The sequence below is a fragment of the Mycobacteroides immunogenum genome (assembly GCF_001605725.1).
Lineage (GTDB): Bacteria > Actinomycetota > Actinomycetes > Mycobacteriales > Mycobacteriaceae > Mycobacterium > Mycobacterium immunogenum.
In genome coordinates this window covers 219,226-243,602 of sequence record NZ_CP011530.1, presented here as the reverse complement: position 1 = coordinate 243,602, position 24,377 = coordinate 219,226, and the positions used below count along the sequence as shown (strand labels likewise).

Annotated in this window: 14 protein-coding genes; 5 read left to right on the top strand and 9 right to left on the bottom strand. The window is 65.1% G+C overall.

The annotated features are described in order from the left end of the window. Nucleotides 1-36: 36 nt before the first annotated feature. From ABG82_RS01170 to ABG82_RS01160, 3 genes are all read left to right on the top strand, one after another. Nucleotides 37-3,330 carry an arabinosyltransferase domain-containing protein gene (locus tag ABG82_RS01170; protein ID WP_043077388.1) on the top strand — a complete coding sequence of 1,098 codons (3,294 nt, stop codon included), beginning with the start codon at nt 37-39 and terminating at the stop codon, nt 3,328-3,330. Further along, nucleotides 3,327-6,539, top strand: coding sequence for an arabinosyltransferase domain-containing protein (locus ABG82_RS01165; RefSeq protein WP_043077389.1), 3,213 nt, complete (start codon nt 3,327-3,329; stop codon nt 6,537-6,539). The genes ABG82_RS01170 and ABG82_RS01165 overlap by 4 nt, the downstream gene beginning before the upstream one ends. Nucleotides 6,540-6,630: 91 nt before the next feature. Beyond that, the gene (locus ABG82_RS01160) at nt 6,631-7,797 is read left to right on the top strand and encodes an FAD-dependent monooxygenase (protein WP_043077499.1); all 1,167 of its coding nucleotides are present in this window, start codon (nt 6,631-6,633) and stop codon (nt 7,795-7,797) included. On the opposite strand, the gene ABG82_RS01155 is transcribed toward ABG82_RS01160, so the two are convergent. Both ABG82_RS01155 and ABG82_RS01150 read right to left on the bottom strand, forming a co-directional pair. After that, entirely contained in the window at nt 7,784-8,554 is a 771-nt protein-coding gene (locus tag ABG82_RS01155; protein ID WP_043077390.1) for a helix-turn-helix transcriptional regulator, read from the bottom strand. The two genes, ABG82_RS01160 and ABG82_RS01155, sit on opposite strands and share 14 nt — an antisense overlap. 53 nt (nt 8,555-8,607) lie before the next feature. After that, nucleotides 8,608-8,853, bottom strand: coding sequence for a hypothetical protein (locus ABG82_RS01150; protein ID WP_043077391.1), 246 nt, complete (start codon nt 8,851-8,853; stop codon nt 8,608-8,610). A gap of 95 nt (nt 8,854-8,948) precedes the next feature. Between ABG82_RS01150 and ABG82_RS01145 the strand changes: the two genes are divergently transcribed. Beyond that, nucleotides 8,949-9,923 carry a cation diffusion facilitator family transporter gene (locus ABG82_RS01145; RefSeq protein ID WP_043077392.1) on the top strand — a complete coding sequence of 325 codons (975 nt, stop codon included), beginning with the start codon at nt 8,949-8,951 and terminating at the stop codon, nt 9,921-9,923. Between the two features lie 27 nt (nt 9,924-9,950). Beyond that, nucleotides 9,951-10,364, top strand: coding sequence for a hypothetical protein (locus ABG82_RS01140; protein WP_043077500.1), 414 nt, complete (start codon nt 9,951-9,953; stop codon nt 10,362-10,364). Nucleotides 10,365-10,443: 79 nt separating this feature from the next. On the opposite strand, the gene ABG82_RS01135 is transcribed toward ABG82_RS01140, so the two are convergent. From ABG82_RS01135 to ABG82_RS01105, 7 genes are all read right to left on the bottom strand, one after another. Further along, complete coding sequence (locus tag ABG82_RS01135; RefSeq protein ID WP_043077393.1) at nt 10,444-11,997, bottom strand: acyl-CoA carboxylase subunit beta; 1,554 nt, start codon at nt 11,995-11,997, stop codon at nt 10,444-10,446. A gap of 14 nt (nt 11,998-12,011) precedes the next feature. Beyond that, nucleotides 12,012-17,279, bottom strand: coding sequence for a polyketide synthase Pks13 (pks13, locus tag ABG82_RS01130; RefSeq protein WP_407661899.1), 5,268 nt, complete (start codon nt 17,277-17,279; stop codon nt 12,012-12,014). A gap of 153 nt (nt 17,280-17,432) precedes the next feature. Then, the gene (gene fadD32 / locus ABG82_RS01125) at nt 17,433-19,346 is read right to left on the bottom strand and encodes a long-chain-fatty-acid--AMP ligase FadD32 (RefSeq protein ID WP_043077395.1); all 1,914 of its coding nucleotides are present in this window, start codon (nt 19,344-19,346) and stop codon (nt 17,433-17,435) included. A 336-nt stretch (nt 19,347-19,682) separates the two neighbouring features. Next, entirely contained in the window at nt 19,683-20,693 is a 1,011-nt protein-coding gene (gene culp6 / locus ABG82_RS01120; RefSeq protein ID WP_043077396.1) for a carboxylesterase Culp6, read from the bottom strand. A gap of 236 nt (nt 20,694-20,929) precedes the next feature. After that, nucleotides 20,930-21,907, bottom strand: a complete 978-nt coding sequence (locus ABG82_RS01115; RefSeq protein WP_043077397.1) for an alpha/beta hydrolase — start codon at nt 21,905-21,907, stop codon at nt 20,930-20,932. Between the two features lie 245 nt (nt 21,908-22,152). Next, a complete protein-coding gene (locus ABG82_RS01110) occupies nt 22,153-23,154 on the bottom strand; it encodes an esterase family protein (RefSeq protein WP_043077398.1) in 1,002 nt (333 codons plus the stop codon). A 78-nt stretch (nt 23,155-23,232) separates the two neighbouring features. After that, complete coding sequence (locus tag ABG82_RS01105) at nt 23,233-24,207, bottom strand: esterase family protein (protein ID WP_043077399.1); 975 nt, start codon at nt 24,205-24,207, stop codon at nt 23,233-23,235. Nucleotides 24,208-24,377: the final 170 nt, after the last annotated feature.

Here is a 24,377-nt window from a genome sequence, read left to right as displayed (position 1 = left end):
CCGGTGCGGGAAGCTTCGTCACATACCATCGCCCTCGTGCCTTCGCAGCTTTCACAGTCCGCGACAGCAGGTACAGCCCAACGGGCACGTCTGATTTCTCTGGCCGCGGCCACTATCGGTGTGCTGCTATGCGTGCTTGTTCCCCTGCTGCCGGTCCGTCAGTCCACCGTCGATATCAACTGGCCCCAAGGGGTCAATGCCGACGGGAACATCACCAGCATCACGGCGCCGTTGGTATCGGGCGCCCCGCTGTCCTTCGAGGCACACATTCCGTGCACAGCCATCGCGACTCTGCCCGCCAGCGGCGGCGTGGTGCTGTCCACCAGTCCCGACGGCGGCTTCGAGGCAAGCCGGCACGCGTTATTCGTCCGCGCCACCGCCGACCTGGTGGTCGTCGCCTTTCGCGATAACGTGGCGACCGTCGCACCCCGCAAGGCGGTGGAATCCGGCGGCTGCAGCTCCCTGGATATCTGGGCCAATGCCGGCGGTGTGGGCGCCAACTTCGCCGGGTTACCCAATGCCAACGGAACTCTGGCCATCGAGAACAAGCCTCAAATTACTGGCCTGTTCACCGATCTCAAGGTGCCCGCGGCAGGCGGACCGACCGCCCACGTCGTCGTCGACACCAGGTTCATCAGCAGCCCGACCACTGCGAAGCTCGCGGCCATGGTGCTCGGCATTGCCGCGGTGGCCATCTCGATCGCCGCGCTGGCCGTGCTGGAGCGCAGCGGGCGCAAGCTCCCCAAACGATCCTTCCGCCTACCGGGGCGCGCCGCGCTGCTGACCAATGGCGTCGCCGATATCGGAGTCGTTGGCACACTTCTGCTTTGGCATGTCATCGGTGCCATCACCTCCGACGACGGCAATGTCCTGGTCGAGGCACGCGTGGCCCATCAGGCCGGGTACGTCGCCGAGTACTACCGTTACTTCGGCGCCACCGCATCCCCATTCGATTGGTACGCAACACTTTTGAGCTGGCTCACGCAGGTGAGCACGGTCGGCGTGTGGATGCGGTTGCCCGCCACCCTGGCCGGCATCGGCACCTGGTACATCCTGCGTAAGAAGATGCTGCCGCGACTGGGCGAGCAACTCGCCGCCAGCCGCACCGCCGTATGGACCGCCGCACTGGTCTTCCTCACCGCCTGGCTCCCGTTCAACAACGGACTGCGGCCCGAGCCCATCATCGTGTTCGGCACCGTCCTCACCTGGACCCTGGTGGAGCGCTCCATCGCCACCCGCCGCCTGTCCCCCGCCGCACTGGCCATCGTGGTGGCTCTCCTGGCCGCCACGGTCGCGCCACAAGGCCTCATCGCGCTGGGACCGCTGCTGGCCGGCGGGCGCGCCATCGCCCGCGTGGTCGCGGTGCGCCGGGCGCGATACGGACGCTTCACCCCGATCGCCGTCTTGGCGGCCTCGGTCGCCGGAGTCCTCGCCTTCACCTTCCGGGACCAGACCCTGGCCACCGTCGCCGAATCCGCGCGCATCAAATATGTGGTCGGCCCGACGATCGCCTGGTACCAGGAATTTCTGCGGTACTACTTCCTGACCGTCGAATCCAATGTCGACGGCTCGCTGACCCGTCGCATCGCGGTCTTCATCCTGCTGCTCTGCCTCTTCGGCACGCTCGCGGTACTGCTGCGCCGCGGGGTACTGCCGGGACTGGCCAGCGGGCCGGTGTGGCGCCTGCTCGGCAGCACCGCGATCGGGCTGCTGCTGCTCACCTTCACCCCCACCAAGTGGGCCATCCAATTCGGCATCTTCGCCGGGCTGGCCGGTGCACTCGGGGCGGTCGCGGCATTCACCTTCGCCCGCGTCGGGCTGCACTCACGGCGCAACCTGGCGTTGTACGTGACCGCGCTGCTGTTCATCCTGGCTTGGGCGACCTCGGGCATCAACGGCTGGTTCTACGTGGGCAACTACGGCGTGCCGTGGTTCGACAAGCAACCGGTGATCGCCAGCCACCCGGTGACCAACATGTTCCTGGCGCTCTCTGTCGTCACCGCGCTGATCGCCGGCTGGCTGCACTTCCGCCTGGACTACGCCGGGCACACCGAGGTCGAGAACACCCGCCGCAACCGCCTCCTGGCCTCCACCCCGCTGATGATCGTCGCCGCCATCATGGTGATTCTCGAGGTCACCTCGATGGCCAAGGGCGTCTACGCACGCAGCGATTCCTACACCACCGGCAAGGCCAACCTGTTGGCGCTCACCGGCAGCGATCCCTGCGCCATGGCGCGCGACGTGCTGGTGGAACCCGACGCCAACGAGGGTCTGCTGCAACCGGTTCCGGGACAGCAGGCAGGTAAGTACGGCCCACTCGGAGGCATTGATCCCGTCGGCTTCGTCCCGGACGGGGTACGCATCGGCATGACGTCCCTGCCCGTCGTCGGCAAGCCCGGTCTGGTGAATTCCGACGCCTCGCCGAACGCACCGATCATGGAGGTCAGCGACGCGGCCGGAACCACCGGCGGGGTCGGCCCCACCGGCATCAACGGCTCCAGCATGCTGCTGCCGTTCGGGCTGGACCCGGCCCGTACCCCGGTGATGGGCAGCTACGGCGAGAACACCATTGCCGCACACCTCAAATCGTCCTGGTACGAGCTTCCCCCGCCCAGCCCCGATCGCCCACTGGTGGTGATCTCGGCGGCGGGTGCCATCTGGTCGTTCCAGCAGGACGGCACCTTCAGCCCCGAGATCAACTACGGCCAGCAGCTCAAGCTGGAATGGGGTGTCCACGATCCGCAGAGCCCCGGCGGGTTCAAGCCGCTCCGCCAGGACTACCCCATTGACATTGGGCCACAAACGGTGTGGCGAAACCTCAGGTTCCCCACCAAGACCGCACCGCCCGGGGCCAATGCCGTCCGCATCGTCGCCGATGATCCGAACCTGTCCAGTGACCAGTGGCTGGCGTTCACCCCACCGCGGGTGCCGACCCTGAAGACCGCGCAGGACCTACTCGGCTCCGACACCCCGGTACTACTGGATATGGCTGTGGCACAGAACTTCCCCTGCCAACGGCCCTTCAGCGAGCGCCTCGGGTTGGCCGAACTGCCCAAGTTCCGGGTGATGCCCGAGCACAAGCAGGTGGCCACCTCCTCGAACATGTGGATGTCGGCCGAGGACGGTGGACCGTTCATGTTCACCACCGCACTGTTGCGCACCTCTTCGGTGCCCACATATCTGCGCAACGACTGGTACCGCGACTGGGGCTCGATCGAGAAGTACGAGCCCATCGTGGCTCCGAATCTGGCACCCAACGCACAACTCACCGAGGGCACTGTCGTCGTGAACGGCTGGACCCGTAAAGGACCGATTCGAGCCCTGCCATGACAGAGAATTCCGTGACAGACACCTCACCCGAGGCCCGCAAGCTGTACATCGCGCGCTGGACGGCAACCGTTTTCGGCCTGCTCGGATTTGTGCTGAGCGTCTCCATCCCGCTGCTGCCGGTCAAGGTCTCCACCGCGACCCTCGACTGGCCCCAGCAGGGCCGGCTGTACAACGTCACCGCGCCGCTGATTTCCCAGACGCCGATGGACATGACGGTGATCGTGCCGTGCTCGGTGGTGAACTCCGCACCGGCAGACGGCGCGGTCATCCTGGGCACCGCACCCCCCGAAGGTAAAGAGGCAGCGCTACAAAGCCTTTTCGTCCGGGTCTCCAAGGAACGCCTCGATATCACCGACCGCAATGTGGTCATCGCGAGTGTTCCACGCACCAAGGTGGCCTCGCCCGACTGTCGGCGGATCGTCATCACGTCGTCGGACAAGGGCACCTTCGCGACGTTCGAGGGGCTGCACGGTGATGGGGCCGACAAGTCCGCCGATCTGCGTAGCGGATTCCCCGACCCCAATCTGCGCCCGCAGATTGTCGGGGTCTTCACCCAGCTCAGCGGCCCCGCCCCCGCCGGACTGAGCCTCACCGCCCATGTCGACACCCGATTTTCTTCCAGTCCAACGCTTCTCAAGCTCGCCGCGATGGTGGGCGCCATCATCTCCACCATCATCGCGCTGATCGCGCTGTGGCGGATCGACCAGACCGATGGTCACCGCATGCGGCGCGTCATTCCGACCCGCTGGCGCCGTTTCGATCTGACCGACACCGTCATCATGAGTGCCCTGGTGCTCTGGTACGTGATAGGTGCCGGTTCGTCGGACGACGGCTACCAGATGGGCATGGCACGTACCGCCGAGCACGCCGGCTACATGGCCAACTACTTCCGCTGGTTCGGCAGCCCGGAAGACCCCTTCGGCTGGTATTACAACCTGCTCGCCATCATGACCAAGGTCAGTGACATCAGCCTGTGGATCCGGCTGCCCGACCTGGTCGCCTCACTGGTCTGCTGGCTGTTGATCAGCCGGGAAGTGTTGCCCCGCTTGGGGCCTGCCGTCGCACGCAGTAAGCCCGCAGCATGGGCGGCCGGCTTTGTACTGCTGGCGTCCTGGTTCCCGTTCAACAACGGTCTGCGCCCCGAAGGACAGATCGCCGTCGGCTCGCTGATCACCTGGGTGCTCATCGAGCGCGCCATCACCTCGCGCCGGCTGACCCCCGCCGCACTGGCCACCATCACCGCGGCCTTCACCCTCGGGATTCAGCCGACCGGCCTGATCGCCGTCGCGGCGCTGCTCGCCGGTGGCCGCCCCATTCTGCGGATCATCGTGACCAAGCACCGTCAGGTGGGTACCTGGCCGCTGGTGGCACCGATGCTGGCCGCCGGAACCGTCATCCTGCCCGTGGTGTTCTCCGATCAAACGCTGGCAACGGTGTTCGAGGCGACCAGAATTCGCACCGCCATCGGCCCGTCGCAGGCGTGGTACACCGATAACCTGCGGTACTACTACATGTTCCTGCCGACGGTCGACGGTTCGGTATCCCGGCGTTTCGGCTTCCTGCTGATCGCGGCGTGCCTGTTCATCTCGATGTTCATCCTGTTGCGCCGCAAGCGCGTTCCCGGTGTCGCCCGTGGGCCGGCCTGGCGCGTGTTGGGCGTGGTCTTCGGCACCATCTTCTTCCTGATGTTCGCGCCGACGAAGTGGGTGCACCACTTCGGGCTCTTCGCCGCCTTGGGCGCCGCCGTGGCGGCCCTGGCCACGGTGCTGGTCTCGCCACAGGTGTTGCGCTGGAGCCGCAACCGGATGGCGGTGGTGGCGACGGTGCTCTTTGTGCTGGCCCTGAGCTGGGCCAGTGCCGCCGGCTGGTGGTACGTCTCCAGTTTTGGCATTCCGTTCAACAGCAGCATGCCCAAGGTCGCCGGAATAAGCGTCAGCACAATCTTTTTCGCACTGTTTGCCCTTGCCGTCGGCTACGCGGCCTGGCTGCATTTCTCGCCGCGACACGCAGACAACCGGATCACCAAGTCCATCACCTCGGCGCCGGTGGCCTGGGCCGCCGGGTTCATGGTGCTCACCTCCATCTGCCAGCTGGCGATCGGCGTTGTCCGCCAATACCCGTCGTACTCCAACGGCTGGGCCAACATCCGCGAGCTCGCGGGTGGGTGTGGGCTGGCCGATGACGTTCTGGTCGAGCCCGATGCCAACGCCGGTTTCCTATCCGCCATCGGCGGACCCGCCGGCGCGCTGGGACCGCTGGGCGGCCTCGATCCTTCCGGCTTCACCGCAGACGGGGTGCCGGACAAGATCGTCGCCGAATCCATCCGGATGAACGACTCACGACCCGGAACCGACTACGACTGGGACTCCAAGGACCGCTACCCAACTCCGGGTATCAACGGCTCCCCGGTGCGGCTGCCCTACGGGCTCGATCCGGCACGAGTCCCGATCGTGGGCTCGTACCGCGTCGGCCCGCAGCAGCAGGCCAAGGTGACCTCCGACTGGTACCGGCTGCCCGCACGCGACGGCGCCCATCCGCTCGTCGTGGTGACGGCCGCGGGCACCATCGCCGCCAAGAACGTGAAGGGCGAGCTGACCGGACAGACCCTGCAATTGGAATACGGCACAGCCGGTCCGGACGGCACGTTCACCCCGACGGGACGCCTGACACCGTATGACCTGGGGCCCGCGCCGTCGTGGCGCAATCTGCGCTTCGCGCGTTCGGATATCCCCGACACCGCGACCGCCGTGCGGATCGTCGCGATTGATGGCTCGCTGACTCCGGGCGACTGGCTGGCCTTCGCGCCGCCCCGGGTGCCGGAGCTGAAGTCGTTGCAGGAGTACGTGGGTAGCACCAGGCCGGTGCTGCTGGACTGGACCGTCGGACTGGTCTTCCCCTGCCAGCAGCCCATGCTGCATCAGTACGGGATCACCGAGGTACCCGAATTCCGGATCACCCCGGACTACGACCAAAAGCGCAAGGACACCGACACCTGGCAGGACGGCGAGAACGGTGGTCTGCTCGGGATCACCGATCTGCTGCTGCGGGCCCATGTGATGCCCACCTACTTATCGAAGGACTGGGGCAGGGACTGGGGCTCACTGCGCAAACTCGACACCATCGTCGATGCTCAGCCCGCACAGATCGAGTACGGCTCGCAGGTGCACAGCGGGCTGTGGAAGCCGAACCAGATCCGCATCAAGCCGTAGCCGACTCCGCGTACGCCACCCTGGCGGGTATCCGGTATCGACTGGCTTGTTGCCGGTGGGCGGCGTCGCGTCTGCTTCATACGCTCACGACGTGAACGTTGACGGCAAGATACTGGTTTCCGGTGCGGGGGTGGCGGGCCTGACCGCGGCCTATTGGCTGACCGCGTACGGGTTTGAGGTAACGGTGGTGGAACGGGCGCCAGGGCTCGCGCCCGGCGGCCAGGGACTGGATATTCGCGGTCCGGCACTGCAGGTCGCTCAGCGCATGAATCTGTTGGACACCATCCGGCAGCGGGGCACCCAGCAGCGCGGGATGTCTGTGGTGGACGCCGAGGGCCATGAACTTTTCCGCAGCACCGAACGCACCCTCACCGGCGGCCAATTCGACGCACCCGATATCGAGATTCTGCGAGATGACCTGTGCGACATCCTCTTTGACGCCGTGGGCGCCAAGGCCGAGTTTCTGTTCGGCAACCGCGTGGCGGGATTGCACACACACGATGACGGTGCCACCGTCACCTTCGGCAACGGTGTGATCCGCGACTTCGACCTGGTGATCGGCGCCGACGGATTGCATTCCGGCGTCCGTGGGCTCGTCTTTGGTCCTTCGCAAGACTTCCACCACCACCTCAGTGGTTATCTCGCGGTCTTCAGCGTCCCCAATTTCCTCGGTTTGGATCATTGGCAGACGTTCCACAAACACGATCACGCCGTCATCGGTGTGCTGGGCGTGCGGCCGGATGACCGGGCCCGGGCGTACGTGATGTTCGATACCGACGAGCGGTTCGGATACGACTATCGCGATGTCACCGCGCAGAAGAACCTGGTGGCCGGCTGGCTGGCAGGCGCGGGCTGGGAGGTTCCCCGCATTCTGGCCCACCTCACGGATGCCGACGACTTCCACGTGGACAACTACGGCCAGGTCCGGATGGATTCCTGGGTGCGCGGGCCGGTGGCACTGGTGGGCGACGCCGGTTTCAGCACCTCGCCCCGCACCGGGCAGGGCACCACCGTCGCTATGGTCGCCGCGTACGTGCTGGCGGGGGAGCTCTCGGCCCACCACGGCGATCTCGCCGCCGGATTGGCGAGTTATGAAGCCGCGCTGCGCGACTATGTGATCCGCAATCAGCGCCGGGCACAAGAGCTGACATCGCATGTACTGCTCGAAACGTCGTCGGAGCATGCCGCCGACACCCATCCCGAAGGCATCCCCGACTTCGGCAGCATGACCGAGCCCTTTGCGCTCAAGAACTACTGAGCTGCCGGTGTGCGCGACTGTTCTTGTCGTGCAGCTCTTTCTGATAGCGCCCCGGAGTCATGCCGAAGGTCGAGGCGAAGGCGTCGATGAAGCTGCTGGGATTGGACCACCCGCAACTGATGGCGGTGTCGGTGACGGATCGGCCCTGCCCAAGGTAGGTCAGAGCGTGCTGAATGCGCAGCTGCGTGCGCCACTGGTGAAAACTCATCCCGAGTTCGGCATCGAACAAGCGGCTCAACGTGCGCTCGCTGGCACCCACACGCCGGCCCAAGGCGCCGAGCGTATCCGTGTTGGCCGGATCGTCGTGCAGCAGCCCGGCCACGGCGCGCAGCCGGTCGTCGCGGAGCTCCGGTAGGTACAGCGATTCCTCTGGCGCGTCAGCCAATTCGTCAATCACCACATCGCGCAGTCGTTCCCACGCGCCGGGCCGGAACTCACGGTCCTCGGTCGCGGTCATGAGCGCCGCGCGTAACAGCTCGGACACCGTGAAGACGGCCGGATACTCAGGCAAGCAACGGCTTAACGACGCGGGCAGGAACAGCGCCCGCACCTCGGTGCGCCCGCAGGCGCGGTAGCGATGGTCGCAACCGGGTGGAGTCCACATGACCCGGCTCGCCTGGGCCACCCGGCTGCCCCGCTGCGTCGTCACCGCGAGCGTCCCTGTCGCCGGATAGACCAACTGGCCGTGGGCGTGGCGATGGGTGCCCAGGCCCTCTCCGTGACGCCATCGGCCACGCACAGAAGCCGAATGACCCATAGCCGGCAGTGTATCGACGGACCGTGGCCGGCGGGGACTCACCAAAGCTGGCGCTAATGGTGCCCGCGGCGGCGATAGCCGTGTCCGCCGCCACCGAAAAGTCCACCCATGAACCCGCGATAGTCCTGGGGTGGCGCGGGTGGGTACGGGGCCGCGGTAGGCGGCTGATCAATATGCGCCGACGGGCCGAAGCGGGCGGCTCCGTCCACGAACTGCTGCAGACTGTCCTGCTCCAACAGCAGGGCCGCACAACCCGTGCATTGGAATGTGCGCACGCCAAACCATTTCGTCGACAGCATCTGCGACTCACACTTGGGACACGTCAGGGGCTGAACATTTGTCATAACAAATGCTAGCATGCATATGTTTGCATGAATCATCAGAAGGAGCGGACATGGCTGCGGACGCACACGAGCACGGATCCGGGCACTCCCATGGCCACGGCGTGAGTGCCGATGCCGATCGGAAATGGCTGACCATCGCCCTGATCCTGATCGGTGGCTTCATGGCCGTCGAGGTCGTCATCGGCGTCATCGCCCAATCGCTGGCGCTGATCTCCGATGCCGGGCACATGTTGACCGACGCCGCATCGATCGTATTGGCGCTCATCGCCATTCGGCTTTCCTCGCGCCCGGCTCGGGGCAGCTACACCTACGGCCTCAAGCGTGCCGAGATTCTCTCGGCACAGGCCAACGGCGTGACGCTGTTCCTACTGGCGGCCTTCTTCATCTACGAAGGCATCCGGCGTCTCATCACTCCCCCGGAAGTCTCGGGTCTACTGGTCTTCGTCACCGCGCTCGCGGGCATCGCTGTCAATGTGGCGGCCACCTGGTGCATCAGCAAGGCCAACCGTTCCAGCCTCAACGTCGAGGGCGCGTTCCAGCACATCCTCAATGATCTGTATGCCTTCATCGCCACTGCCGTCGCCGGCGCCGTGGTCTGGCTCACCGGCTTCACCCGCGCCGATGCCATCGCCGCTCTCGTCGTCGCGGCGCTGATGCTCAAGGCAGGCTGGGGGCTGGTCCGCGAATCAGGGCGGATCTTCCTGGAAGCCGCGCCTGCGGGCCTCGACCCCGGCACCATCGGAACCCAGCTCGCGTCCGTGCAGTCGGTGGCCGAGGTACACGATCTGCACATCTGGCAGATCACCTCCGGACAGCCGGCGTTATCAGCGCACATCTTGGTGGCCCCCAATGCGGACTGCCATGGAATACGGCGCGAGATCGAGGAGTTGCTCCATACGGAGTACGACATCGACCACACCACACTGCAGGTCGACCACGAGGGCGCCGAGGCATCAGCGCATTGCTTCGATCCCCATGGAGAGCCGTACCGCGCGGAAGGCAACAGGCCACCCGGCAAGGGATAGGTGTTGCGTAGACCGATGGAGGTCACGATGGGAGAGCCGGCAAGTCGCGCCGAGGCGTTCCTGCGCACAGCCACCATCGCCTTCGTGATCGGCTGGGGCCTGGACGCCATCGACCACCTGCGACGCGGTTTCGCCGCTGCGCCACAGACTCTCACCTACCTCGCCGCCACACACGCGGTTCTGATCGCGGTAGCGGTGACGATGATCCTGAGCCACCGTAGGCACGCACCCGAGGCCACCATGATCGTCGGCGCCCTCAGTGTGCTCGGGCTCGGGTACGTGCACCTCATGCCGAGCTACTGGCCCACACTGCAGGACAGTTTCGTCTCCGGCCCGCGGGTCGATGTCACCTGGTTTTCCTGGGTGACCATGCTCGTCTCGATCGGCGCCGCCTTGATATGGGCGCACGCGGGCAGCCGCGCCCTGGTCCTGCGCGACTGACTGCCCCAGCGCGAGCAGACGAAAAAGCCCCCGAACACACCGCGTGTCGGGGGCTTTTCCGTCTGCTCGCGAAACCGGTTTAGATCGGCGTCAGACCGTGCTTGCGCTGCATCTTGCCGAAATTCTGCTTGTCCCGCAACAACTTCAGCGACTTACGAATCAGCAGACGGGTCTGATGCGGCTCGATGACACCGTCGATGTAGCCACGCTCGGCGGCAATCCACGGCGTGGCCAGATTCTTGTTGTAACCCTCGATGAAGTCCGCCCGGATCTTCTGCACCTCGGGTGCTGTCGGGTCCGGGAACCGCTTCACCAACAGCTGGGCAGCACCCTCGGCGCCGATCACCGCGATACGCGCGGTCGGCCACACGTAGTTCAGGTCGGCCGAGAGCTGCTTGGAACCCATCACGGCATACCCACCGCCATAGGCCTTGCGGGTAATGATGGTCACCTTGGGCACATCGGCTTCCACCACGGCGTTGAAGAAGCGGCCGCCCTTCTTGATGATGCCGTTCTTCTCCTCCGCCACACCGGGCAGCGCGCCCGGGGTGTCCACCACGAACACCAGCGGCAGGTTGTACGAATCGCAGAACCGGATGAAGCTAGCGGCCTTATCGGAGGCATCGGTATCGACCGCCCCCGCCATCTGCAGCGGCTGATTGGCGACCACGCCCACCGGGTGCCCGTCGACCCGGGCGAACGCGGTGATCATCGCGGGACCACGCTGCTCGGAGATCTCGAAGACGTCGCCGTCGTCGAAGATCCTCAGCAGGATCTCCATCATGTCGTAGCCCTGGTTGTCGCTATCCGGGATGATCGTGTCCAGATACAGATCGTCCGCGGTGATCTCCGGTTCCAGACCCGGGTTGACGATCGGCGGATAGTCAAAGGTGTTCGAGGGCAGGAAGCTCAGGTACTCGCGTACGTACTGGAACGCGGCCGCCTCGTCCTCGACCACCTTGTGGATGTTGCCGCGCTGGGCCTGTACATCCGCGCCGCCGAGCTCGTCGAAGCTCACATCCTCACCGGTGACATCCTTGATGACGTCGGGTCCGGTGATGAACATGTAGCCCTGATCGCGCACCGCCACCAGCAGATCTGTCTGGATCGGTGAGTACACGGCGCCACCGGCGCACTTGCCCAGAATGATCGAGATCTCGGGAACATTGCCGCGCAGCAGCTCGTGACGGCGGCCCAACTCGGCGTACCAGGCCAGCGAGGTGGCCGTGTCCTGAATGCGGGCACCCGCCGAGTCGTTGATACCGATCACCGGGCAGCCATTGGTCGCGGCCCACTCCATGAGCTTGGCCACCTTGCGGCCGAACATCTCACCGACGCTGCCCTGATACACCGTCTGGTCGTGCGAGAACACCGCCACCGGACGCCCATCGATACGGCCCAGACCGGTCACCACACCGTCTGTGTACGGCGCGTTGGGATCGCCGGGCGTGCGGGCGAAGCCGTCGAGCTCCATGAAGCTGCCCTTGTCGACCAGCGCGTCGATGCGGGCGCGGGCACTCGGGATGCCCTTCTTATCGCGCCTGGCGATGGCCTTGGCATCACCCGGCTCGCGGGTAAGCGCAATCCGTTCACGCAGGTCGGCAAGCTTCTCTGCGGTTGTGTGTGGTGGCACGGTGTTGACCTTTCCTAAGCCTGCTGGTCCGTTGTGGCGTTGATGGAACGCAGCGCCTGACTCATATGAGCACCGACCTTAGCGATGATCGGTTCGTCGATGATCTGGATGTGCTCGCCGCCGACCGGAACCACCTCGAGGTCGGAGACGAACTCCCCCCAACCACCGTCGGGCTGACGGGTCGCGTAGGCGGGTTCGAACGTGATGGCGTCATCGTGATACCGATCGGCCATGTACAGCGTCATATGCCCGTCGAACGGCACCGGCGTCGACGTATCGATCGCCCGCTGATCCAGGTAAGACGTGCGCTGGTGCTCGATGATGCCGCCGGGAATCTCCACGCCGGCGGCCTTGACGGCCTCCAGCACGAACCGCACCTGGCCCTCGTCATCGAGTTCCTCAAGCTGCTCGTAGGGGATCTCCGGGATCTGCACGTTGAAGGTCTTCTCCGCGAACTTCGCGTAGCGATCCCAGCGCTTGCGCGTCTCCTCCGTGGTCGTCAGGATCGGCGTCCCCGGCCGCACCCCGTCGATGTTCCCGACCCAGGCGACCTCGGCACCGGCCTCCTTGAGACCGACCGCACAGGCGTACGCCAGCACCGCGCCGAGTGACCATCCGGCGAGGATGAACGGGCCCTGGTGTAGTTCCATCAGCTTGGGCACGTACTGCGCCGCGCGCTCCTCGATGGTGCCCTCGACCCGCTCGAAGCCGAACATCGGCGTGCCCTCGGGCAGGCGCTTCAGCAGCGGCTCGTAGACAACTGTCGAGCCGCCCGCGGGGTGGAACACGAACACGGGAACGGCCGTGGAACCTTCGGGACGCGGCGCCAGGATCCGGACGAAGCCGTCGATCTTGCCCGCTTCGAGCCTGCTGCGGACAACCTCGCCGAGCGCCTCGATGGTCGGCGCGAGCTTCACCTCCTCGGCCTCGATCTCACCGTCGGCCCGCTGCGAAAGACGTTCGGCGAGCTTGGCCGCCGTCGCATCGTCGATCTTGGGCAGTGCGTTGAAGATGCTGCCGGGCGATTCACCGGTGACGATGGCCCAGGTCGCGAACGCGACGCGTTCGGCGGCATCACGCGGTGGCACATCGGCATTCAGCGCCTCGGCGATGGCCTCCTGGTTCATCACCGCCGCGGCCTTGGCCAGCTCGGACGTCTCCGCCGAAATCACCGGCTCGGCAGCGGCTTCCGTCGCGGGCTCCTCGGCCGGAGCGGCCGGAGCCGCCGACACCTCGGCACCCGCGGTCAGCGCCTGTTCGATATCGGCCTTCGACAGCATGGCGCCCGTCGGGGCGGCCTCCTTGAACTCGTCGGTCTGCTGGTAGTCGTGCAGCTCGTGCACGGCGTCCGGGTTCTCCAACGCGTAGATGACCAGCCGCTCGACGTCCATCAGGTTGGCGTCGCGTACGGCCTGCAGCTGAATCGGCGGCAGATCGAAGTCGAACTCGACGCGGTTCTTGATACGCACGGCCATCAGCGAATCCAGGCCCAGCTCGATCAGCGGCACCTCACGCGGCACGTCCTCGGGCTCGTAACCCATGGCCATCGACACGATGGTGGCCAGGCGGTCGATAACCGGCTCGCCGGACTCCTTGCTCCACTTCTTGAAGTCCGCACCCGCACCGGCCCCGGAGAGCAGGTTGTCGTGAATCTCTTCGGGCACTTCCTCTTCCGCGACAGCAGTAGCGTTGGAAGCCAACGCGGGCACCGCGCTCACCACGGCGCTGCCGTTGGCGGCAACCCCCGCGGCAGTCGCGAACGGCAGCGCGCCACCCTGCCCGGCACGGGATACCACCGCGTCATAGACGAGCGTGAACGATTCCCCGATGCGGGCGTGCACCTGCACGGTGGCCCCGCCCGGGTGCCGGGACAGCGTGGTCACCAGCGTGGAGCCTTCGCCCGGGATGGCGCGCTGCTCAAACGCGGTGAGCTGAGCGCCCGGAAGCACGGATGTCGCAGCGGTTTTCACCAGCTCCGCGAAAGCATTCGCCGCGGCCTCGGAATTGAATGTCGCCAGTCCGCTCGTTCCGGGATTCCATTCCCATACGTGCTTACCGTCGGGCAGCGACACATGCGTACCCGGGATGCGGGTCGATCCGTCGGCACTGAAATGCGCGGGCAGCCAGTGCGGCTTGCGCTTGAACTCGGTTGCCGGGATCGGCGCGTAGTCAGCGGACTTGGCCGCCCTGCTGAACAACGTGCGCGGGTCCAGGGCGTGGCCGTGCACGTAGAGCTGCGCCATGGCCTTGACCATGGACTCGACCTCGTCCTCCTTGCGGGCGAGGGTCGCGATGAGCTGCGCGTCCGGCAGCCCCGACGACATGGTCGTGAGCCCTACCTGCATGAGCGCCACCGGGTTTGGCGCCAGCTCCAGGAAGGTGGTGTGCCCGGCGTCCACGGCGTTGCGGGTGCCATGGGTGAAGTAGACCGAGTGCCGCATCCCCTTCTTCCAGTAATCCACATCGTGGACCGGCTCCCCGCCTCCGCGGATGAACGTGCCCTCGTGGACCGTCGAGAAGATGCCGATCTTCGGGGACATCGGCTCGATCCCCTGCAGTTCGGCGGCGAATTCGCCGAGCAGCGGATCCATCTGCGAGGTATGGCCCGCGCCCTTGGTCTGCAGCTTGCGCGCGAACTTGCCTTCCGCCTCGCAGCGGGCCACGATCGCGTCGACCTGCGCCGGCGGACCACCGATGACGGTCTGCGACGGCGCGGCGTACACGCACACTTCCAGATCGGGGAAGTCGGCGAACACCGTCTTGAGTTCGTCGGCCGAGTACTCGACCAGCGCCATCAGCCGGATGTAGTCGCCGAACAGCATCGCCTCGCCCTCACCCATCAGGTGAGCACGTGAGCAGATGACGCGCGTGGCATCGGCCAGCGAGAGCCCGCCCGCGAAGTAGGCAGACGCGGGCTCGCCCAACGACTGTCCAATGACGGCAGTGGGTTTGGCGCCATGTGCCTTGAGTACCTCGCCCAACCCGATCTGGATGGCGAAGATGGCGATATTGCTGGTTTCGATGCCGTACTCATGCGAGTCGTCCAGGATCAGCTCGACCACCGAGTAGCCGCGCTCCTCCTGCACATACGAGTCGACCTTGTCGATCCACTCGGCGAAGATCGGATCGCGCAGATACAGGCTCTTACCCATTTTCCGGTGCTGGGCACCGAAACCGGCCATCACCCAGACCGGACCGTTACTGACCGGTCCGTCGGCGGAGTACACGTAGGGCTTCTGCTTGCCCTCGGCGACAGCACGCAGACCCTTGACGGCCTCCTCGTGGTCGTGGGCCAGCACCACGGCGCGGGAACGGCCATGGTTGCGGCGCGACAGCGAGCGGCCGATGGACTCCAGCGAGTGGGACTGCCCCTCTTCGCTTTCGATCCAGTCCGCCAGTGCGGCCGCCGCGGCCTTCTTGCGCGAAGAAAGGAAGCCCGAGATAAACAGGGGTACAACGGGAGTGACCGGCTCTTCGGCAGCAAGCGCCGCCAGCGCCTCTTCCTTGAGTCGTTTAGCCTCGTCGGTCAGTCCGGGAAGCTCATACGGCTCATCGGAATAGCCCCCGGCGAACTCGCCGTACTCGTCAAAGCGTGAGCCGCCGAAATCGCCGTTGTCTTCGCTATCCGCCTCTGCCACAGCGTGTTTGCCATTGGCGTCGGCATCAGCATCGTCGGATTCCGGCGCCGCACCGTCGCTGGGCTCCACCAAGTCGATGGGCAGCACCTCGCGCACCACGATGTGGGCGTTGGCCCCACCGAAGCCGAAGCCGGAGACACCCGCGATGGCGTGCCCGCTGTAGCGCGGCCACTCGGCGACCTGATCGACAACCTTCAGGTGAATGGCGTCGAAGTCGATGTACGGATTGGGGCCGGTGTAGTTGATCGACGGCGGAACCTTGTTGTTCTGCAAGGCCAGCACGATCTTCGACAGGCTGGCGGCGCCGGCGGCGGACTCCAGGTGCCCGAAGTTCGACTTCGCCGAACCCAGCAGCGCGGGCTTGTCGGCGTCGCGGCCCCGGCCGACCACCCGGCCGAGCCCGTCAGCCTCGATCGGATCACCGAGGATGGTGCCGGTGCCGTGCGCCTCGATCACATCGACACTGCGCGGATCGATTCCGGCGTCCTTATAGGCCTTGCGCAGCACATCGGCCTGGGCATCCGGATTGGGGGCAAGCAGACCATTGGACCGGCCATCGTGGTTGACGGCGGAGCCCGCGATGATCGCCATGATCGGGTCGCCGTCGCGGCGCGCATCCGAGAGACGCTTGAGCACAAGCATGCCGCCACCCTCGGACCGGCTGTACCCGTTGGCATCCTGCGAGAAGGACTTGATACGGCCGTCCGGGGCCAGCACCCCGCCCACCTCGTCGAACCCGACCGTCACCACGGGCGTGATGAGCGCGTTCACACCACCGGCCACCACCACGTCGGCCTCACCGGAACGCAGCGCCTTCACACCCTGGTGCACCGCGACCAACGACGAGGAACACGCCGTGTCGACGGCAACGCTCGGGCCGCGGAAGTCATAGAAGTACGAAACACGGTTCGCGATAATCGAACTCGCGTTTCCGGTGATGGCATACGGGTGGGTGACAGTGGGATCGGCCACCGAGAGATAGCTGTAGTCGTTGTTGGAGCTGCCGATGTACACACCGACACTCTCACCCTTGAGGCTGGACGCCGGGATGCGGGCGTTTTCCAGTGCCTCCCAGGTTAATTCGAGAGCGATCCGCTGCTGCGGATCCATATTGTCGGCTTCCATCTTGGACAGCGTGAAGAATTCGGCATCGAATCCCTTGATGTCCTTGAGGTATCCGCCGCGGGTGGCGGCTTGCGCAACCCGCTCGGCGATACGCGGCTCGACGGTGAACTCTTCCCAGCGGCCCTCGGGCAGATCGGTGATGGCGTCACGGCCCTCCAGCAGCGCCTCCCACAGCTGCGCCGGGCTGTTGACATCACCGGGCAGGCGGGCCGACAGCCCGATCACGGCGATATCGAATTCGCCTGCGGCAACGTTCGAGTCGCGCGACCAGTCCTCGTCACCGGCGTCCGGAACCTCCGGCTCACCCTCGATGATGCGCGTAGCCAGCGATTCGATGGTGGGGTGCTGGAAGGCGACGGTGGCCGTCAGGGTGACCCCGGTGAGGTCCTCGATATCGGCGGCCATCGCGACAGCGTCACGCGAAGACAGACCCATCTCCACCATCGGCGCCGAATCATCGATGCGGTCCGGGCTCACCCCGGTGGCCTTGGCGATCCAGTTGCGCAGCCATTCACGCATCTCGGGCACGGTCAGCTCGGCACCACCTGTTGGTGCCGCTACCTCCGGAGTTGGGGTTTCCAGGCTGGTCTCTGGTGTCGAATCCTGTTGCGTATCAGTCATGTTCGAGGCCTATCTCCGGAGTATCAGATGGCGGGGGCGATGCTGGATCGCCTACCGCCGGTCGTCGGGGAATGCGGTCTGCTGGTAGCCGCCACGCAGGCTGCCGTCCAGGTAGCTGGTTCGCGCGGCACGCCGGGCGATCTTGCCGCTGGAGGTCCGGGCGATCGAGCCGGCCGGGACCAGCAGCACGTCGCGCACCGTCACACCGTGGCGCACCGCGACGGCCGCGCGCACATCGTCACCCACCGTGTGGTTGTCGGACTTGTGTCCGCCCACGCTGCGTTCACCGATAACCACCAGCTGCTCGGAGGAATCCTCCGGGTCGTACTTCAAACCGGCGTGCGGATTGTCGAAGACCTCTTGCGGCAACTGGTTGGCAGGCACCGAGAAGGCCGCGACATAACCCGGGCGCAGTGCCTTGTTGGCCTCTTGCGCGGTGTACTCGATGTCCTGCGGGTAGTGGTTACGGCCGTCGACAATGATGAGGTCCTTGACGCGGCCGGTGATGTACAGCTCGCCATCGACCCACACACCGAGGTCACCGGTGTTGAGCCAGTCGGCGTCATCGGCCACACCCTCGGCGTGCGATTCAGAGATCCGCGACTTCAGCGTGTTATGGAAAGCAGCACGCGTCTCCTCTTCACGGCCCCAGTAACCAGAGCCAATGTTGTTGCCGTGCAACCAGATCTCGCCGATCTGGCCGTCGGGAACCTCGGAGGCGGTCTCGCCGTCGACGATCACGGCCCATTCATCGCGGGCCATCTTGCCGCTGGACACCTGGGTCACCGAGTTCTCCGAGCCCGGCTCCACCTGCACGATGCGCCCGGCATTGAGCTCGGTGCGATCAACATGCAGCACCCGTGCCGTCTCGGTGTTCCAGATGGTCGAGGAGACGAACAGGGTGGCCTCGGCCATGCCGTAGGAAGGATGAATCGCCTTGGGATCAAAGCCATACGGCTCGAAGGCGTCACAGAACTTCTTCAGCGACGCCGTGGAGACCGGCTCGGACCCATTGATGATCGAGTACACATTCGACAGATCCAGCGGTGGCTCGCCCTCCTTGGGCACCCCGCGCAGCGCGCAGTGCTCAAAGGCGAAGTTCGGCAGCGCCGAGAATGTCCCGCCGCGGTCGTCACCCTTGACGCCCATTTCCCGCAACCAGCGCAGGGGGCGGCGGATGAACGCTGCCGGGCTCATCACGGTCATGTGCTTGCCCAGCATGGACGGCACCATCACGGTGATGAGACCCATGTCGTGGAAGAACGGCAACCAGGTGGTGCCACGCAGATCCTCATGACTGCCCTGCCCCTGCTTCGCTGACAACGCGTCGATCAGCTGCAGCAGGTTGGTCGCCAGGCCAAGATGCGTGATCTGCACACCGGCCGGGGCCCGGGTAGAGCCGGAGGTGTACTGCAGATACGCGATGGTGTCCTTGTTGGCCACCGGCTCGACCCACGTCGAACCCACGTCGTTGGGAATGGCGTCGACCGCGATGACGCGGGGACGCTCCTTGGGCGGACGGTTGCGGAAGAACTTGCGTACTCCCTCTGCGCAATCGGTCGTGGTCAGCACCGCGGAGGGCTCACAATCGTCCAGCACCGCATGCAGTCGACCGGCATGGCCGGCCTCACTCGGATCGAACAGCGGCACCGAGATGGCGCCGGCGTACAGCGCGCCGAAGTGGGCGACAAGGTAGTCAAGGCTCTGTGGGGCCAGGATGGCGACACGGTCGCCGGGCTTGGTCACCTGCTGCAGACGGGCCGCCACCGCGCGGTTACGCGCACCGAACTCCGACCAGGTGATGTCGATGTACTCGCCGTCACGCTCGGTGGAGAAGTCCAGGAACCGGTACGCCAAGCTGTCGGCCTGCGACTGTGCAAAACCTTCGACGTGACCGACGATGCTCCCGTCCTCGGGGAACTTGATATGACCCGCCGAGTCTAGGAACGGGTTGTCGAACGCCATGTGTGCTTCTCTCCTATGACGGCGCGGGTGCGCGGTTCGCGGGCCTGACCAGTCCGTGCACGCGGATCATCACACCGGGGCGGACGTCAAATCCTCGATGATCGTACCGAGACGTATTCGCGTACTACGGCAGCTCAGGCGGCCATTCGCGACGAGATTATCGGTCGGCGTCAGCTAGCCAAAATCACTCAGCCCCGCGAACGGCTTACAGTCTTATTTTTCTCTTAACCTTAGGCGAGCGTACCTTCTCCGCCAAATATCTCGGCGCCCTGTTGTGAAGATGACATCAACGCTTGTCAGGCGCTCGCCCGACCACGCGGTCTGCGCGCGAAACGCTCATCCATGCTTCGGGTGGGGGGCGTTCTCAATGAGCCCCTCGGCCCAGTTGGTGGTCCACACCGTGGCCGGATTGCCGTCGATCTGCCAGAACTCAGGGGTCGCGTACAACGCGTGCACGGGGGCGCCCGCCCCGCCGGACAGAATGTCCAGCGTTTTGCCCAGGTTGGAGATGTTGAAGGCGTCCGGCGGCGCCGCACAGATGAGATCTCCGGTGCCGCAGATCTGGTTGGTGCGGTCGTTGAGCTCACCGAACCCGCCCGGCCGCGGTCCCGTCATCTTCAGCCCGAAAGAGTCCAGCACCCCGAGGTCACCCAGAGTGACCTCGGCGCCCTGCCCGGGCGGATTGGGCCCGGGCGACTGCCCGATCCCGTCCTGACGGCGACCGTCGGCGATCAATGTCACCCCCAGCACCAGATCCTGGTCGACGGGGCCCTCCCCGTTACCGATCTGATTGGCGATGTCACCGGCGATCACCGCACCCTGCGAGAAACCAACGATGACATAGCTGGTGAGCGGGCACCGGTCGTACATGTCGGAGAGCTGCTTGACCGCCCGGTCGGTGCCTTCCTTGCGGCTGTCGTTGTACGACATCTGGTTGTCGTTGGCGAACGGATTATGGAACTGCGCGGTGTATGGCACTGTCCACGTCTGCAGCCGGGACTTGTCGAACTTCTCGGTGATGGGCCGAGAGACGTTCAGCAGCAGTGAGCGCGGGAACTCCGTCGGGTTGAGGGGGTCATCCGTGCGCGAAGACTCCCAGGTGCCCGGAATGATCAGCGCCTGCACATCGGGGCAATCGGCACTCTGGAAGGCGGGGCGGGGCTTCTGGCCGGGGCGGGTCACCGGCGGTGTCGTGGTGACCGGGACCTGTGCGCCGGGGCTGACATCATCGGGCCTGCGAACGATGACCACGACAATCGCGATCACCAGAATGACGACGACTGCGACGGCCAGCGCCGCGGCCAAACCGAGAATCCGGTGCCGTTTACTGTTCGAACTCTTGGGCATGTCTCTCCTGGCCGTTCTTGACGTGCTGTCTCGCCGAGTGCTGTCGCTTGCTCCAAGGTACCGGCAACCCCGAGCGGGGCTACCGAGCCGGTGCGCCTCGCACCTGCGCAAATGATCGTCACAGCACCGAATTCGTTACGTGATTGTGGCTCTGCGCCAATACCCGTCCAACGACATCGGCGGCGACCCTCTGCCCGAAGACAGAGTGGCCGCCGCCGATGTGCTGTTCGTTATGCCTAGTGGCTCTGCAGGTACGCGACCATGTCAGACTTCATGGCCTTGAGCTGGTTGCCCCAGTAGGTCCAGTTGTGCAGACCACCCGGGGGGAACTCCACGTGGGCGTTCTTGCCGCCGGCAGCGGTGTAGGCGTCCACGTACTGCTTGTTCGAGCCGATTGCCATTCCCTCGAGGAATCCACCGGTGAAGTTCTCGAAGCCGTTGCGGGTGGCGTCCAGGTCGGTGGCGTCACCGCTACCGCAGTAGATCCACAGACGCGTGCCGTTGGCCACGGTGCGATCGATGTTCAGGAACGGGTCGTTGCGAACCCAGGCGGGGTCGCTGTCCGGGCCCCACATGTCCTGCGGGTTGAAGCCACCGGCGTCACCCATGGCCATACCGATCTGGCCCTTCATGTCGGCCGGGTGCAGGAAGCCCGAGAGCGCACCGGCGTACACGAACTGCTGCGGGTGGTAGTTCGCGAGGTTCAGCGCGGAAGCCGCACCCATGGACAGACCAACAACGGCGTTACCGGTCTTGGACAGCCCCTGGTTGGCCAGGAACGCGGGCAGCTCCTGGGTCAGGAAGGTCTCCCACTTGTAGGTGAAGACACCGTCCTTGCCCTTGGCCGGCTGGTACCAGTCGGTGTACCAGCTGGACTGGCCGCCGACGGGCATGACGACGGAGATGCCGGACTGGTAGTAGTCCTCGAACGCCGTGGTCTCGATGTCCCAACCGCTGAAGTCATCGCGCGCACGCAGACCGTCCAGCAGGTAGACAGACTTGGCGCCACCGTTCTGGAACTGGACCTTGATGCTGGTGTTCATCGCGGCCGACGGCACCTGCAGGTACTCGACCGGGAGACCCGGGCGCGAGAACGCGTTGGCGACCGCGGAACCACCGGCGACACCGATGAATCCAGGTAGAACAGCCGCAGCCGCGGCAACAGTGGCAAGTCGACGCGCGGTCTTACCGCGCAATTGTGAAAAGAGCTTCATTACCTCAGTATCCCGTCTGCTTCAATCGGCGTTACACATGTCAGGCCGATGGACATCCCGATGGACGTCCCTGGGGTTCCCGAGGTAGTCAACCACATCAGGGCGCCTGTCAACACATTCCGTCCCCGTTGTTGACCCTCCGCAACCAGACCGATGTGTTACTGAGACCCAACCCGGCGAAGACAAAAAGAGCGGTGGCCCCCTGCCGAATGTCGGGGGACCACCGCTCTTTTGACTGCTTATGCCTAGTGGCTCTGCAGGTACGCGACCATGTCAGACTTCATGGCCCGCAACTGCTGACCCCAGTAGGTCCAGTTGTGGATACCGCCCGGAGGAAACTCGACGTGAGCATTCTTGCCGCCTGCGGCCGAGTACGCCTCGACGAACTTCTTGTTCGAACCGATGGCCATTCCCTCGAGGAAACCGCCGGTGAAGTTCTCGAAACCATTGCGGTTCGCGTCGACATCGGTGGAGTCACCGGTGCCGCAGTAGATCCACAGGCGAGTGCCGTTGTCGATGATCTTCTGGATGTTCAGGAACGGGTCGTTACGCTGCCAGGCCGGATCGCTGTCCGGGCCCCACATGTCGGAGGCGCTGAAGCCGCCGGCGTCACCCATGGCGAGACCGATCTGGAACTTCATGTCCGACGGGTTCAGGAAGCCCGAGAGCGCACCGGCGTACACGAACAGTTGCGGGTGGTAGATCGCCAGCGTCAGCGCCGCGGAGGCACCCATGGACAGGCCCACTACCGCGTTACCGGTCTGCGAAACACCCTTGTTCGCAGCGAGATACGCCGGGAGCTCCTGGGTGGTGAAGGTTTCCCACTTGTAGGTCCAGACGCCATCCTTGCCCTTGGCCGGGTTGTACCAGTCCGTGTAGAAGCTGGACTGACCGCCGACCGGCATGACCATGGAGATGCCGGACTGGTAGTAGTCCTCGAACGCCGTGGTCTCGATGTCCCAACCGCTGAAGTCATCGCGCGCACGCAGACCGTCCAGCAGGTAGACGGCCTTGGAGCCACCGGGCTGGAACTGCACCTTGATCTCACGGCCCATCGACGCCGAGGGCACCTGCAGGTACTCGACCGGAAGCCCGGGACGTGAGAAGGCGCCCGCGACGGGAGTCAGCGCCGTACCGCCGACGATGCCCGCGACACCGGGCAGCACGGCCACGGCTGTGGCCGCTACCGCGATCCGGCGCGCCGACTGACGCGCCAAGGCACCACGCATCTTCGAAAAGAGCTTCATTTACTTCGTTTTCCTATCTGTCTCAATCGATTTCCCACTATGTGCGCCTGCGGACCTTGTTCAAGGTGCCCCGGGATCCTAGCCGTTGAGCGTGGCTATCAGATCACCCTTGAGTGCCTGCAGTTGCTGTCCCCAATACGGCCAGGAGTGGTTCCCGGACGCGGGGAAGACAAAGTTGGCATTCCTTCCGCCTGCGGCGGTGTACGCCTGCTGGAATGCCTTGTTACCGGCCACCGCCAGCGACTCCAGACTGCTGGCGCTCAGGGCCACACCAGCGTCGGTGTTGTCATCGATCGGCGTCGAACCGCCGGGGGCGCAATAGATGTAGAGACGAGTGCCGGCCGCGACCAACGCCTGCGCCTGCACGGTGGGGTCGTTGCGGCGCCATGCCGGATCCCATGGCGGTCCCCACATGTTGTCGACGCTGTAACTTCCGGCGTCGAGCATCGCGACCCGGATCGCGTTGGTCATGAAGATGGTCGACGGGTTGAGGAACCCGGACAGCGAGCCGGCGAACCGGAACTGCGCCGGATGGAAGGCGGCCAGGATCAGCGCCGCGCCACCACTCATGGAGAGTCCGACCACACCATTTCCGGTGGCCGATATCTGCTTGTTGGTGGCCAGGTACACGGGCAGCTCCTGGGTGAGGAACGTTTCCCACTTGTATGTGTACGGCTGCTTGTTCAGCGCGGACGGCGAATACCAGTCGGTGTAGAAGCTTGATTGCCCACCGACGGGCATGACCACGGAAAGCCCCGACTGGTAGAACCACTCGAACGCACCGGTGTTGATATCCCAGCCGTTGAAGTCGTCCTGGGCACGCAGCCCGTCCAGCAGGTAGACCGCCTTGGGCCCGCCGCCCTGGAACTCGACACGAATGTTGCGCCCCATGGAGCCGGAGTAGACATCGAGGTACTCGACCGGGAGTCCCTCACGCGAAAAGGCATGTGCCGTCGCGGGGCCGATGGTCATGGCCGCGACCATCGACATGGGCATCACAAACGCCGCTACCAGGGCCGACAGCACGCGGCGGGTTCTCACACGCACGCTCATCCGGGGTCCATCCATTTCATGTTCAGGGGAAGTCACTTGAATCACTTCAGTCACTTCTGTCACGCAACGTTGCGCCAGAAGTGTCTGACAAGGTCGTCTTGGTATCGCCGTGACGGGGCCGCGTCGTTACCTAATTGGGATCACAGATCAGACACAGAACGGCCGCTTCG

Bases quoted from the DNA above. Each gene is read 5' to 3' on its own strand.
- ABG82_RS01155 (WP_043077390.1), bottom strand. From the start codon at position 8,554: ATGGGTCATTCGGCTTCTGTGCGTGGCCGATGGCGTCACGGAGAGGGC.
- ABG82_RS01150 (WP_043077391.1), bottom strand. From the start codon at position 8,853: ATGCTGTCGACGAAATGGTTTGGCGTGCGCACATTCCAATGCACGGGT.
- culp6 (WP_043077396.1), bottom strand. From the start codon at position 20,693: ATGCCCAAGAGTTCGAACAGTAAACGGCACCGGATTCTCGGTTTGGCC.
- ABG82_RS01115 (WP_043077397.1), bottom strand. From the start codon at position 21,907: ATGAAGCTCTTTTCACAATTGCGCGGTAAGACCGCGCGTCGACTTGCC.
- ABG82_RS01145 (WP_043077392.1), top strand. From the start codon at position 8,949: ATGGCTGCGGACGCACACGAGCACGGATCCGGGCACTCCCATGGCCAC.
- ABG82_RS01110 (WP_043077398.1), bottom strand. From the start codon at position 23,154: ATGAAGCTCTTTTCGAAGATGCGTGGTGCCTTGGCGCGTCAGTCGGCG.
- fadD32 (WP_043077395.1), bottom strand. From the start codon at position 19,346: ATGGCGTTCGACAACCCGTTCCTAGACTCGGCGGGTCATATCAAGTTC.
- ABG82_RS01165 (WP_043077389.1), top strand. From the start codon at position 3,327: ATGACAGAGAATTCCGTGACAGACACCTCACCCGAGGCCCGCAAGCTG.
- ABG82_RS01105 (WP_043077399.1), bottom strand. From the start codon at position 24,207: ATGAGCGTGCGTGTGAGAACCCGCCGCGTGCTGTCGGCCCTGGTAGCG.
- pks13 (WP_407661899.1), bottom strand. From the start codon at position 17,279: ATGCGTGAATGGCTGCGCAACTGGATCGCCAAGGCCACCGGGGTGAGC.
- ABG82_RS01140 (WP_043077500.1), top strand. From the start codon at position 9,951: ATGGGAGAGCCGGCAAGTCGCGCCGAGGCGTTCCTGCGCACAGCCACC.